11 protein-coding genes are annotated in these 13,956 nt (G+C 64.1%); all 11 read right to left on the bottom strand.

The annotated features are described in order from the left end of the window. Positions 1-23: 23 nt before the first annotated feature. Positions 24-1,619, bottom strand: a complete 1,596-nt coding sequence (locus ACQY1K_RS05000; RefSeq protein WP_174195877.1) for a Do family serine endopeptidase — start codon at positions 1,617-1,619, stop codon at positions 24-26. A 158-nt stretch (positions 1,620-1,777) separates the two neighbouring features. Next, positions 1,778-2,257: a cytochrome c-type biogenesis protein gene (locus ACQY1K_RS04995; protein ID WP_062453433.1), complete on the bottom strand. Its 480-nt coding sequence runs from the start codon at positions 2,255-2,257 to the stop codon at positions 1,778-1,780. Between the two features lie 143 nt (positions 2,258-2,400). Beyond that, positions 2,401-4,395 (bottom strand): heme lyase CcmF/NrfE family subunit, encoded by a 1,995-nt coding sequence (locus ACQY1K_RS04990; protein WP_430258452.1) that lies wholly within the window; start codon positions 4,393-4,395, stop codon positions 2,401-2,403. Next, entirely contained in the window at positions 4,392-4,943 is a 552-nt protein-coding gene (gene ccmE, locus ACQY1K_RS04985; protein ID WP_430258451.1) for a cytochrome c maturation protein CcmE, read from the bottom strand. The genes ACQY1K_RS04990 and ccmE overlap by 4 nt, the downstream gene beginning before the upstream one ends. Next, positions 4,940-6,136 carry a c-type cytochrome biogenesis protein CcmI gene (gene ccmI / locus ACQY1K_RS04980; RefSeq protein ID WP_430258919.1) on the bottom strand — a complete coding sequence of 399 codons (1,197 nt, stop codon included), beginning with the start codon at positions 6,134-6,136 and terminating at the stop codon, positions 4,940-4,942. Before ccmI ends, ccmE begins: the two co-directional genes overlap by 4 nt. Before the next feature lie 179 nt (positions 6,137-6,315). Beyond that, positions 6,316-6,711: a hypothetical protein gene (locus ACQY1K_RS04975; protein ID WP_425503213.1), complete on the bottom strand. Its 396-nt coding sequence runs from the start codon at positions 6,709-6,711 to the stop codon at positions 6,316-6,318. Between the two features lie 317 nt (positions 6,712-7,028). Further along, positions 7,029-8,453 (bottom strand): ATP-binding protein, encoded by a 1,425-nt coding sequence (locus ACQY1K_RS04970; protein ID WP_430258450.1) that lies wholly within the window; start codon positions 8,451-8,453, stop codon positions 7,029-7,031. Next, complete coding sequence (locus ACQY1K_RS04965; RefSeq protein WP_062453438.1) at positions 8,443-9,114, bottom strand: response regulator transcription factor; 672 nt, start codon at positions 9,112-9,114, stop codon at positions 8,443-8,445. The genes ACQY1K_RS04970 and ACQY1K_RS04965 overlap by 11 nt, the downstream gene beginning before the upstream one ends. A gap of 72 nt (positions 9,115-9,186) precedes the next feature. Continuing rightward, complete coding sequence (locus ACQY1K_RS04960) at positions 9,187-9,450, bottom strand: hypothetical protein (RefSeq protein ID WP_113111160.1); 264 nt, start codon at positions 9,448-9,450, stop codon at positions 9,187-9,189. Between the two features lie 160 nt (positions 9,451-9,610). Further along, entirely contained in the window at positions 9,611-9,832 is a 222-nt protein-coding gene (locus tag ACQY1K_RS04955) for a hypothetical protein (RefSeq protein WP_430258449.1), read from the bottom strand. Positions 9,833-9,896: 64 nt separating this feature from the next. Further along, positions 9,897-13,694: a baseplate multidomain protein megatron gene (locus tag ACQY1K_RS04950; RefSeq protein ID WP_430258448.1), complete on the bottom strand. Its 3,798-nt coding sequence runs from the start codon at positions 13,692-13,694 to the stop codon at positions 9,897-9,899. Between the last annotated feature and the right edge of the window lie 262 nt (positions 13,695-13,956).

Raw genomic sequence — 13,956 nt, 5'->3', positions numbered from 1 at the left:
CTATTGGGAACCAGTCGCTGACATCAGCTTTCGTCGATCGGCAGGGCCACGAAGCGGCTGGTGCCACCGGCTTCCACCTGGAACAGCGCACGGGTGCGGCCGTCCTTACGGGCCTGCTCGATCACCTTGCCGATGTCATCGGCGGTAGCGACCTTGCGGTTGTTCACAGACAGGATCTTTTCGCCGTTCTTCAGGCCGCGGGCCGCGGCTTCGCTGTCCGGGTCCACTTCGGTCACGGCAAGGCCGGAACCGTCTTCTGCCGGCGCAACGGTGATGCCGAGCGAGGCGAGCGCCTTGCTGGTCGAGGGAACCGGCGCATCCGGCTGCTTCGGTTCGGCCGAAGCCGCCTCGTCGCTTGCCATGTTGCCGAGCGTCACGGTGACGTCTTGCATCTTGCCTTCGCGCCACAGATCGATCTTCACCTTGGCGTCAGGGCCAAAGCCTGCGATGCGGCGCGACAGTTCGCGGGCATCCTTGATTGCCTGACCGTTGACGGCGGTGATGATGTCACCTTCCTTGATGCCTGCCTTCTGGCCTGGCGAGCCTTCCTGCGGAGCAACGACAAGCGCACCGGCCGCTTCCTTGAGGCCAAGCGAGTCCGCGATATCCTGCGTCACCGGCTGGATCTGCACGCCGAGCCAGCCGCGCGCAACCTTGCCGTCCTTCATCAGGTCGTTGATCACGTCCTTGGCGGTGGAGGCCGGGATCGCGAAGGCGATGCCGACATTGCCGCCCGACGGCGAGAAGATCGCGGTGTTGATGCCGACAACCTGGCCGGAAAGGTCAAAGGTCGGGCCGCCGGAATTGCCGCGGTTCACGGCCGCATCCACCTGGATGTAGTCGTCGTAAGGACCGGAGCCGATGTCGCGGCCACGGGCCGAAACGATGCCGGCAGTCACGGTGCCGCCAAGGCCGAACGGGTTGCCGACAGCCACGACCCAGTCGCCGACGCGGGTCTTGGTGTCGTCGGCAAAGGACACGTAGGTGAACTTGCGGCTGGTGGCATCGACCTTCAGCAGCGCGAGATCGGTGCGGCTGTCGCGGCCGACCAGCTTGGCTTCGAGCTCGGTGCCGTCGTTGAGGACGACCGTGTAGGCCTGACCGTCCGAAACGACGTGGTTGTTGGTGACGACATAGCCGTCTTCGGAGATGAAGAAGCCGGAGCCCTGTGCGGTCGGGCGCAGGTGATGCGGACGGTTCGCGCCCGGGCCACCACGCTCGGCGCGGTCACGCGGACCGGCACCGGGGCCGCCGTTCGGGCCGCCGGGAGCATCGGGGCCGCCCTGACCGCCGAATTCCTTGAAGAAGCGCTTCAGCGGATGGTCGTCGGGCAGCTGGTCAAAGCCGCGGCCGCCGAAGTTGAAGGAAAAGTTGTTACCGCCTTCATCGGCAGTCTCCTGCGGCTCGTCCGACTGAACGCGAACGGACACGACGGCGGGCGATACGGCGGAGACCACGTCGGCAAAGCTCGGAGCTTGGGGCGCGGTCACGCTGACGGGGGCCGCGAAGGATGCGGTCACCTGGGCCGGAATGCCGGTCGACAGCATGACGGCCGCAAGGCCGGCTACGGTGGAAGTCTTGAGAACCGTCTTCAGGGAGGGACGTTTAATGGTGCGCATCTGAGCTACCTTCTTCTTCTCGTCAGTCTTGGTGTTGCCGGAGGTCCGGCGGCGGTGGTTGAGAAGAGATATAGGAGCCTGCACCTTAACTGCACGTGTCGGCGGCATGAATTGTTGGTAATGTTCGAGATTCTTGCAGCCTTGAGAAACGGCAGGCCTTACCGCTTCAACAGCTCGTCGATCCGCTTCTTTTCGGCATCTGTCAGAGCCGCGATGGAGCGTGTGTTTGGCCGGGTGCGGATAAAGACGAACAGCGCGACGATGCCGATCACCAGCGCTCCGATCGGCAGCGCCCAGAGAATGATCGTCCTTGCGCTCACACGCGGATTGAGCAGCACGAACTCGCCGTAACGGGAGACGACATAATCAATCACCTGCCCGTCCGTATCCCCATCCGTCAACCGCTCGCGCACCAGCACGCGAAGATCACGCGCCAACTCCGCATTGCTGTCGTCAATCGACTGGTTCTGGCAGACCATGCAGCGCAACTGCGTCGAAATCTGCCGCGCCCGCTGTTCCAGCGCCGGATCCTTGAGGATCTCATCCGGATTGACGGCGAAGGCGGGAAGCGGTGCGAGTAGCAGGAAGAGCGCAAGCAGAGCCTGGCATGATCTGCGCAAACCCCATCCTCCCCTCATTCCTGTGCTCGTCACAGGAATCCAGGCACGGCGCGTCCGCGCTGTGAAAGAACCCGCTGTTTCAATTGCGTCTTTTGCGCCCAGAGACCCGGGCGCGCTGGATTGCGGTGACAAGCACAGGAATGAGGGAAGCCGCGAATGTTTCATTCCGCCGGCTCCAGCCCACCCTTCGGCGTCACCACCTTCGGCCGCTTGGCCGGCGCGCCGACCCTCAGCCTGCGATCGGACAGCGACACGAACCCGCCCATCATCATGATCAGACATCCGCCCCAGATGCACAGGATGAACGGCTTCCACCAGATCCGCACGACAATCCCGCCGCTATCCATTGGGTCGCCGAGCGACACATAGAGCTGGCTGAGACCGAAGGTGAGAATACCGGCCTCAGTCGTCGGCATGCGCCGCGCCGTGTAGAGCCGTTTCGAGGACCAGACTTCGGCGACAGCAGCGCCGCCCTTGCGGGCCGTGAAATGCCCGCGGCTTTCGGTGAAGTTCGGGCCGACAGCATCGCGGAACCCGTCGAAGGTGAGCGAATAGCCACCGGCCTCCACCGTCTGCCCCTGCTTCATCTCGACAACCGTCTCGGTGCCGAACGTCGTTGCCGCAAAGATTCCGAGCACGGTTACGCCGAGACCGAAATGCGCGAGTGCCGTTCCGAACGCCGAACGCGGCAGGCCCCGGACGCGCCGAATGCCTGTCGCGAAGCCGACCTTGCCGAAATTGCCGCGATACCAGAGATCAGCGATCGCCCCGAACATGCCCCAGAAACCGAGCGCCAGCCCGAAAATCGACAGGACCGGTCCACCACCCTGAAAATACGCGAAGGCGAGACCGGCCGCGAGCGACAGTCCGGCAAACACGTAGAGACGCTGCAGCGCCCCCAGCAGATCGCCGCGCTTCCACGCGAGAACAGGGCCGAACGGTACCGCGATCAGAAGCGGCAGCATCAGCAACCCGAAGGTCATGTTGAAGAACGGTGCGCCGACGGAAATCTTTTCGCCGGTCAGCGTTTCCAGCACCAGCGGATAGAGCGTGCCGGTCAGAACCGTCGCCGTCGCCACCGTCAGGATCAGATTGTTCAGCACCAGCGCGCCCTCTCGCGAGATCGGCGCAAACAGTCCGCCCGCCTTCAGGCTCGGCGCCCGCCAGGCAAACAGCGAAAACGCACCACCGATAAAGACCGCAAGGATGCAGAGAATAAAGATGCCGCGGGTCGGGTCGGATGCAAACGAATGCACCGAGGTCAGCACGCCCGACCGCACCAGGAAGGTTCCAAGCAGCGACAGCGAGAAGGTCATGATCGCCAGAAGCACCGTCCAGATCTTCAGCGCCTCACGCTTTTCCATCACCAGTGCCGAATGGAGCATCGCGGTGCCCGCAAGCCACGGCATGAAGGAAGCGTTCTCGACCGGATCCCAGAACCACCAGCCGCCCCAGCCGAGTTCGTAATAGGCCCAGTAGGAGCCCATCGCGATGCCGGCGGTGAGGAATGTCCAGGCCGCAAGCGTCCACGGCCGCACCCAGCGCGCCCAGGCGGCATCGATACGTTCTTCGATCAGCGCCGCGACGGCAAACGAGAAGCAGATGGAAAAGCCGACATAGCCGAGGTAGAGCAGCGGCGGATGGATGGCGAGGCCGAGATCCTGCAGAACCGGGTTCAGGTCCTGCCCTTCCGCCGGCGCCGGGTCGAGCCGCAAGAACGGGTTGGACGAGAGCAGGATGAACAGCAGGAAAGCCGAGGAGATCCAGGCCTGCACGGCCAGAACATTGGCCTTCAGCGTATCCGGCAGATTGCCGCCGAACACCGCCACCAGCGCCGAAAACAAAGCGAGGATCAGCAGCCACAGCAGCATCGAGCCTTCGTGATTGCCCCAGACGCCGGAGAATTTGTACAGCATCGGCATCATCGAATGGGAGTTTTCCCAGACGTTTTTGACCGAAAAATCCGACACCATATACGCCCAGGTGAGTGCCGCAAACGAGATGACCACCAGACCGAACAACGTCAGCGACCCCGTCGTTGCCAGCGCCATCATCGCGGGGTCGCGACGCCTGGCGCCGATCATCGGCAGGGTGGACACGATCAGCGCGGTGGCAAGCGCCAGAACCAGCGCGTAATGGCCGATCTCGACGATCATTGTCTGGTCACTCCCTCGGCGGACGTCCCCGGCATCTGCAGCATCACCTGCGGCTTGCCGTCGGTCTTGTTTTCCGGCTGCGCCGCATCCTTTTTCGGCGCCATGCCCTTGCCGGTGCCGTCTTCCCAGACACCGTCCTTCTTCAGCCGATCGGCCACTTCCTTTGGCATGTAGTTCTCGTCATGCTTGGCCAGCACGCTGTCGGCGGTAAACCGGGTGCCGCCGTCGAACACGCCTTCGGTCACCACACCCTGCCCCTCGCGAAACAGGTCGGGCAGAATGCCGGTATAGCTGACATCGACCTTGCCATTACCATCAGTCACGGTAAAGCTCACCGTCGATCCCTGGCCGCGCCTGACCGATCCCTCTTCCACCAGCCCGCCGAGCCTAATGCGCGTTCCCGGCTGGATATCGGTCTTGGCCAGATCGCCCGGCATGAAGAAATACGCGACCGACTGCGAGAAGGCGAACATGACCAGCAGCACTGCGATCGTGACGAAGCTCATGCCGCCCAGAATCACCGCCATGCGTTTCTGCTTGCGTGTCATGGTCTTGCTCCTCCCGGCGCCGGCGATGCATCCGCATCGAGCCCGATATCCTTGCCAAGCGCCAGCAGACGCTTGCCATCATTGCCGTCAGGCGGAAACTGCGCCAGTCCGGTCGAAAGTGCATCGCGGGCCTTTGCCTCGTCGCCCAGCACCGCATAGGAGCGCACCAGCCGCAGCCAGCCCTCGATATTGTCGGGCTCGTCCTTGAGCTTTGCGGCGAGACTGTCGACCATGCCGGCAATCATCGCCTTGCGATCACCCTGCGACAAGTCCTGCGCTGCCGCAACATCTTCCTGTGTCGGCCCTCCGAGCAAAGGGGCCGCAGGCTTTGCCGCCAAAGGCGTCCCCCCGTTCTTGACGATATGTTCGTCGAGCAGACCCTTCCACGGCGCATCGGCAGGCGTTGCGCTTGAAAGCTCCTCGAAGGCCGCGCGTGCCTCGTCCTTCCTCCCGCCCTGCTCCAAACCAAGTGCTGCATAAAAGCGCGAGCGCGGATCGGCCGGATCGAGTTTCACCGCCTGCTCGAACGCCTGGCGCGCCGCTTCCGTGACGATCCCGTCATTGGCGACAACAAGCGTTTCGCCGAGGCCCGAATAGCGGGCATTGCTCGGACCGATGAAACGGATCGCATTGCGATAGGCCAGTTCGGCATCGCCCGCACGGTTCAGCCGCAGATAGATCGGCGCCAGAATATCCCATCCCGAACCATCGGTCGGATCCTCCGCCAGATGCCGCTCCACCTTGGTGACGAGCAGCGCGATATTGTTGCCGGGGTTTTCAAGACGGGCCTGTAGCGGCTGGTCCGGGATGCCGGGATTTCCGAGGCTCAAGTAAAGACAGAGCCCCAATGCCGGCGGCACGACGGTGACAAGTGCCGTGGCGATCCGGTGCTTGCCCGCACCGGCCCCGCCGTTCTTGTCCTGATCGTTTTCGGCCGCAGCGGCAATCAGCCGGCGTCCAACCTCGGCACGGGCGTTCTCCGCCTCCTCAGTGCTGATCAACCCGCCCTCGCGATCGCGGTCGATTTCCCGCAGCTGGTCGCGATAGACTTCGACCTCGCCGGCCCTCGTGGAATTGCTCCGACGAGCATTCGATACGCCGGAGACAGCCGCCGAAGCGCTGCGCGCAAACGGCAGGAGAAGGGCGGCTGCGACGGCAGCCGTCAGCAGCGCGAGAACGATCCACAAATACATCATCGCCCATTACCGCAATCGGTGACGCTTTCCAATGGCCGGCCAGTGGTCTAGCGCGCGTTGACGCGAATTTGACGGGTATTGCCGCAGCCGGCAAGCGTTCCCCTAGCAGCAAAGATGGAGACCGCTCCCGACAGCATCGGCAACGGTTTTTTATTTTCCGCGTCTGATCGGGATTGTCAGGTCAACGGCGTCCATGTGCCGCTGGCGTTGCGGCAGGCTGCCCCCCGCGACATCAGTTCCTTGCCGGCGGCCGTGACGGTGTGGCGATACTGGCGGCAGTTCTGCGAGCCCACCTGGAACGGCGCGTTGGCGATCACTTCGCCGCTCGCATCGTCACCCTTCCACTTGATCGTCTGGCCGACGGCACTGCCTTCAAGCGCGCGGTATTCCGCCTCAAGCGCCCGCGTCCGATCGCTGCTAGAGAGCTCGGCGCCGGTGCGCCCGACGATCCCGCCCTGCAGCGCCGTGATATAGGCAGCCGAACTTGACGGCCGTTGCGACAGCAAGCCTTTCGGGGCACCCGCCGCGGTGGAACTGGTGTTGCACCCTGCCAGCAGGCCGGCAATCGTCATGAATGTTGCTGCAGTGAGGAGATGTGACAACCGCATCGTGTCGGGAACCGCGCTCGTTTCGTTTTCAGGATCGGAACCGGCATCATTCGGTTTCCGGCTTGGCGCCATTATGACGCTATTGGGTCGGAACTGAAATGCTGCGATTGTCGCCTCTCCTATTTGTGCGCAGTTCTTGTTGTCGCCGTGTCGTCACGGCATGATGTTGCATTGGCTGTAGACAAGATATAGCAGGCGATCCGTCCGTCCAGAACCGTCGGAAGCAAGTGCGGCGTCGTTGCCCATCGGCCACAGTTTTCTTCCCTCAACCGGCCTTGTGCTCAGCCGGCGACTTCCTTGATCATGCCCGGCAGCAGCAACTGGGTCCGAAGGCCACCGCGCACCCCGCGCGTCATCTCCAGCTCGCCCTGATATTCGCTGACGATCTCGCTTACAATCGACAGTCCCAGCCCGGCCCCCGGCTTGCTCTCGTCCAGCCGCCTGCCGCGCTTGACCGCTTCGGTGATCTGGTCGGGATTGAGACCCGGCCCGTCGTCTTCGACGGCCATCTCGATCCAGGGACGCTTGGTCGCCTCTCCTTCTGCCTTTTCCGGTGGCGCTGTTGCAAGCGCTGCCGTCACCCAGACGCCGGTGCGACAGAACCGTGCGGAGTTTTCCAACAGGTTTCCGATCGTCTCCTCGACATCCTGCTGCTCCAGCGCAAGCGCTGCGCCCGGCGGATAGACGGAAAGGTGGAATTCCTTGTCGGGGTTGAGGCGGCGCATCACGCGCACCAGCCGCTCCAGCACCGGCTCGATATCCGTGCGCGCCAGAAGCGAGTTGCGCTGTGCCGCGATCCGGGCGCGATTCAGATAGGATTGCACCTGCGCCTGCATCGTCTCGGCCTGCGAGCGGACGAGATCGGACTGGACCTTGTCGAGCATGCGCAATTCGTTGAGCAGAACCGCGATCGGCGTCTTCAGCGAATGCGCGAGATTGCCGACCTGCATGCGGGCCCGCTCGACGATGCGGCGGTTGCTTTCGATCAAAGCATTGATGTCGTTTGCCAAAGGCATGATTTCACGCGGAAATTCTCCCTCCAGATGCTCCGCCTCACTGCGCCTCACCCGCTCCAGCGAACGGCGCGCCGCATCAAGCGGCTGCAATCCGTAGAGGATGGCGAGGCCGTTGACGATCAGGCTGCCGATCCCGAACACGCCGAGCGCGATATAGAGGCTGCGCGAAAAGCTGCGGATATCGTCTTCCACGGCATCGAGATTGCCCGAGACGCGAAACCGCGCCGCGCGTCCCTCGCCGTCCAGAACCACTTCGGTTTCCGCGACCAGGACGTGGTTCCCGAAAGCGTCGCGGGTCGGATAGAAGCGTTCGTAGCGATTGTTGAACGGCGCCTGCAGGATCGACGGCACTGTGATGTTGGAGGTCCCGAGCGACGAGGACGAGATCGCCGTCGCGGCAAACGTGCCGAGCGGTTCGATGATCCAGTACCATCCGGTCTCCGGCTGCGAGAAACGCAGGTCGCCCAGTTGGGGGTTGCCGATCAGCTTGTTGTCCTCGCCGATCGTCACGGAATTGATGACGTTATAGAGCTGCGCCCGCAAAAGGTCGGTAAACGAGCGTTCGGCGGACTGGCGGTAGAGCTGCGAAATGACGATCGAGATCACCACCAGCGCCACCGCCGACCAGGTGGTTGCCAGAAGCAGAACGCGAGCGGTGAGCGAGCGGGGCCCTATCCGCTTAATGCGCATCGTTGGGCGCTTGCATGCGGTAGCCGAGGCCCCGCACGGTTTCGATCAGGTCGACGCCGATCTTCTTGCGCAGGCGCCCGACAAACACTTCGATCGTGTTGGAATCGCGGTCGAAATCCTGGTCGTACATGTGCTCCACAAGCTCGGTGCGCGACACGACCTGGCCCATGTGATGCATCAGGTAGGAGAGAAGCCGGAACTCGTGCGAGGTCAGCTTCAGCTGGATACCATCGACGCTCGCCTTCGATGCCTTGGTATCGAGACGGACCGGACCGCAGATGATCTCGGACGACGAATGCCCCGCAGCACGCCGGATAAGCGCACGCACGCGCGCAAGCACTTCTTCCACATGGAAGGGTTTTGCCACATAATCGTCGGCGCCGGCATCGATACCCGACACCTTGTCGCTCCACCGGTCACGCGCCGTCAGCATCAGCACCGGCATGCCCTTGCCCGCCTCACGCCACTTCTCGACAACGGTGATGCCGTCCATCTGCGGCAGTCCGATGTCGAGGATCACGGCGTCGTAGGGCTCGGTCTCGCCGAGATAGTGTCCTTCTTCGCCGTCGAAGGCCTGATCGACCACATAGCCGGATTCCTTCAACGCGTCGGAAAGCTGGCGGTTGAGGTTGACGTCGTCTTCGACCACGAGAATACGCATGAAACTGTCCTGAAAATCACTGCGGGCCCCGCCGCGGTATGAAGCTTACAAGCCGGTTTACAGGCAACCGGCCTACATGGGAACCCGGACCGTCACCTTGCGCGGACGTTCACCATTGCCCTGCACCAGCACGGTGACGACGCAGGTCTGCCCGTCCGAGGACGGCTGAGCGGACAAAAGCTGCCCGCCCGTGTCGCGCAGCACCTTGTTTGCCGCCGTGCCGCAGTCGCCCGCAACGAGGATGAGGTAGTCGCGCGCCGGCGCATTGGCCGGAACGAAGGCCGCCAATCCCGCTATTGTCGCGGCGATGATCGCAATGATCGGCAGTCGCGCCATGGCTTTCGGTTTCCACTCATAAGACGACAGGTGTCACGCCCCAGGATCACGTCGTTGAATCACGTCCCCGAAATCATGTCCAAAGCATTCGATGGAGTATGTATCCAATACCAACTGAATGGCAAATGAATGGTCTGTAATGCTGACCCTCGTGCCGCCGTCATCCCTTGCCGGTCGGACGGATCGGCGCGCTTGCGACGATCCGCCCATAGAGCGCCAGCACCCCCCCGACAGCACCGGCAAAGGTGACCGCGATGTCGGCAAGCTCTCCTTGCGTTTCAGCGTTAAGCTCCACTCCCGCCGCATGCGCAAGCGGGGCTGCAACGGCTATCAGCGCACCCCAGATCGTCTTCGATTGATACCAGGCTTTTGTCCCGTCCATAGCTGTCTCCCATCACGATATTGTCAGAAATCGGCATGCAAAAATCGGCACTCAAACTCGGCGGTCAGAACTCGATCGTCGCAAGCACCGCAATGCCCAGCGGCACGGCTTGCCCGATCTGGCAGATGCGCAGGGTGAGGCTCGGCTGCGGTGAGCCAAAATCGGCAAGCTCGTCGCTCGCCGGATAAAGGAACGCCGCAGCCTCGACCTCCGCTTGCCGCAAAACCGCGCCACCGGACCCGAGGATCTCGACGCGGTAGCCTTCCTCCGGCTCGTCACGCGGGATATCGCGGCCGTCCCAGCCGTCGGCATCGACGCGCCCGCGCCGGATCCAGCGGAACTGGGCAGCGCCATCGGCCAACCGGACGCCGCGGATATGCACCGGCGAAAGCGGCGTCTGCGCCCTTTCTCCACCGGCAAACACATGCGGTCCGGATCGGCCTCCGACGGCGCCCAGGCTTTCGGCCAGGAAATTCAACCTCCGTCCCTGCTCGTCACCGGTCAGCCCGAGCGGCTTCACGGCATCGTCCAGCACCACGCAGGCCGCACCGACAGCGCTCCCGGCCGCCGTCGCATCCTCGGTTCCCGCCAGTCCCCGCAGCAATCCGGACAGCCGCCATCGCCCCGCCGCGATCTCCTGCGCCTCGGCAAACCCGACGATCTCCCAGATGCCGTTTGACGCGCGGATGGCTAGCCGGTTGTCGCCGCTCAACACCGCCAGTGTCTGCGCCGAGGACAGTCCGCCGAAATAAAGGTCGAGATCGAGCACTTTTGAGCGGTCGAACCGTCCCGTTACACCGGGATCGAGCGCCGAAACCAGCAAGCCGAGCCTTGCTGGGCGATCGACCGTCACCCGCCGGCGATATCCATCGGTCGTTGCCGAAGACGAAACCGCGATCCGCCGCCAGGGCCTGCAATAGGCTGCCACCGCCGCAAACCCTTCATCATCGGACGAGGTCAGCCGCGGCAGGTCGAGAAAATGGAGGACCGGCGCAAAGGCGTCGCTCGCCGAACGACCGCTCTCACGCCGCGTCGTCACTGCGTCATAGCGACCAGGCGCAAGCGGCGCATGGTTCTGTGCCTCGATCCGCCGCACCGTCCCGTCCTCGACCCGCTGGACGACGAAGATACCGTCGGGACCATCTGCCAGGTGCACCGCATCGCCGGGCTCGAGCGCCAGATCCTGCGGCGGCAGCGTGAAGGAGATCGAGCGCCGTGCCACGCGCTGCGCTCGCAGCACCGATTCCACCGCCCCGAGCGCCGCCTCCTCGCCAAGCGTCGCCGGCAGGTCGTAGCTTGCCACACGCTCGCTTTCGGCCGTAGCGCGGCGCGACCGTGCGCTCGCCTGCTCGTAGTCCAGAACCGGATTGTAGAAGCCCAACACCGCTTGCGCCGGGAAGTCGCTGTCGTGGCCCCGGCTTTCCGACCAGAGGGGTTCGCCTTCGACCTCCGCCACGATCCCGATCTCGCGCGCGGCAAGGCTCGCACCCTGCCTCGAGCGGAATCGCAACAGCCCGGCATCGTCGCTGACGTCGATCTGGAACACACTCAACAGAGGCTCCAGCAGCGAGCGCGCCGAGGTAACATCAGCCTGCACATAGCCGGTCAGATCGCCGGTCACGCCGGACACGTCGAAATCGTCAAAACCGTGATCGGTCAGGATTGCCGCGATCGCGTCGGCAAGCGTCGTTCCGCCCAGCCTGCCGTTCAGCCAATGCCCCGTGCGCCAGTTCTCGCCGTCGCTCCAGATCGTCAGGTCGTCGGGAAAGGCCGGAGACGGCCGCGCATCCCATGTCCAGACGAACACATGATCCGGATCGACCATGCCGGCGGGTGCCGCCTCGCCCTGCCACCAGCCATGATGCGCTTCGAGAAACCGTCGCTGCTGGCTGTCGGATCGCCCGCCGGACGAGAAATACGGCAGGCTGCTTTCCACCGATTTCGGATCGACAAACACATTCGGCTGGTTGGCGCCCTTGTCGACAGCCGGGCAACCCAGTTCGGTAAACCAGATCGGCTTCATCCCCGGCAACCAGGCTGTCGACGCCGCACTCTCCACGCCGCCCACCCGGTTATAGTGACGGTTGTCCCACCACCCCTGGAGATCCTTGGCGCGAAACACCCAGGGCTTACCCGCCAGCCCGTCGCTGATCGGTGAGCGCAGTCGGTTCGCCCGGTCGGCCTCGCTTGCGTAATACCAGTCGAACCCTTCGCCCGCCGCAATCTGCGCCGCCATCGCCGCCCGGTCGTCGCAGGACCGGAACCCATCCGGATTTGCCGCTGCCAGATCCTCGTCGCGCCAGTCGGAGAGCGGCATGTAATTGTCGATCCCGACCGCATCGATATGAGGCGACGCCCAGAGCGGATCGAGATGGAACAGCACGTCGCCTGTGCCATCCTGCGGGTGGTAGCCGAAATACTCGCTCCAGTCGGCGCCATAGGTCAGCGCCGTCGCCGGTCCGACAAGCGCCCGCACATCCGATGCCAGGGTCACCAGCGCCTCGGCGAACGGAAACTTGCCGGTCTCATCGCGGATCTGCGTCAGCCCCCGCAGTTCCGATCCGATCACCAGCCCCTCGACGCCACCGGCCGTATTGGCGAGACCCGCATAATGCAGCACCATCCGCCGATAGCCGTCCGCCCCGCCGGCAAAGGCCTCGACCTGCGTGCGCGCAACCGCCGTCCTGTCGGCACTTCCAGCCAATCCCGCTGCCGGATGACAGGTAATCCGCCCGCGCCACGGGTAGCTTGCCTGTTCCGCCTGACCATAGGGATCGGCCAGACCATTGCCCGGCGCGATGTCCATCATCACGAACGGATAGAGAAACACCTTCAGCCCGCGCGCCTTGAGATCGGCAATCGCCGCCAGCACGCTCGCATCCCCAGGCGTGCCGCCATAGGCCGGGCCGCCTCCCGACGAGCTGACGCGATGCGCCGCGCTCCTGACCACGCCTGCAACCGACCATGGCGTGCTTTCGTCGCGCCGCGTCTCGACCTCGACGCCCGGCAGAATGCGGCATTGCCCCGCGCGCAGATCCGTCCCGAACCAGGCAACGACCAGCGCCGCGCTCTCGAGATTGGGGCAGAGCGCCTGCAGTTCGTCGAGCGATGCCTGCCAGTCGGTCGTTGCCACCATCGTGTTGCGGTTGAGAATGCGGGCGCTGCCTTCCGCCGTCTTCTCGGTCACCTGAACCGTGTGATAGCCATGCTCGGTCGCGCCGGGAATGATCGTCACAGCCCGGATCTGCCGCTCCAGCGTCCCGACCGGCCGCACCACCTCGAACTGCAGCAGCGGAATGCGGTTGCCAAACGCTTCGAGCGGCAACCGGTCGAACACGACATACGCAAGCCCACGATAGGCCGGCGCATGACCTTCGCCCTGCTTTGCCTCGATCAGCGGATCCGGCAACTGCGTCTCGTTGCCCACATGCACCCGCATCTCGATCGCCGTCAGGTCCATTTCCTGACCATCGGCCCACACCCGCCGCACGCAGGCGATCGGACCCTCGCAGAGCCCGACGGCGAAGTTGGCGAAATACTGAAACGTTTCCGTCTGAGACCCGCCCGTCGCCTTGGCGCCGTTTCGCTCCCGCGTCGCCTCCTCCTCGAACCGAGTCGCCCAGATCAGCGTGCCCCCGATCCTTGCGGTTCCATAAACCCGGCTGACCGCCGCCCCTTCGTCCGCCCCCGGAATGCGCGCCGTCGCAAGCCTCGCGCCCGAGACGGTCGAGGAGCCGCCAAGCAGTGCCCGATCGACAACGCTCCCCGCCAACGCCCCCGCCGCCCGCCCAAGGATCGCCCCGACAGGACCGAACACCCCACCAAGTGCCGCACCCGCCGCCTGAAACAGGATCGTCGCCATGGAACCCCCTCACGCCGATCCAGTCGTGACCTGGATGCGCGCTCATGCTGTGGATCTATCGGATTGCGGGATGGAGGTGGCTGCCCCTTACCCTAACCCTCTCCCCGCTCGCGGGGAGAGGGAACGTGCCTCGATTAGGCTGGAGCAAGCAGCTTTCGTCCTTCTCCCCGCAAGCGGGGAGAAGGTGCCGGCAGGCGGATGAGGGGCAGATGCACATTCGCCGACGCCAGCCGGATGAGTGGCAGATCCCCGCTCATCCATC

The organism is Neorhizobium sp. IRS_2294 (genome assembly GCF_050500145.1).
Lineage (GTDB): Bacteria > Pseudomonadota > Alphaproteobacteria > Rhizobiales > Rhizobiaceae > Neorhizobium > Neorhizobium soli.
The sequence above is the reverse complement of the archived record's forward strand: the minus strand, read 5'-3'. Positions and strand labels throughout refer to the sequence as shown.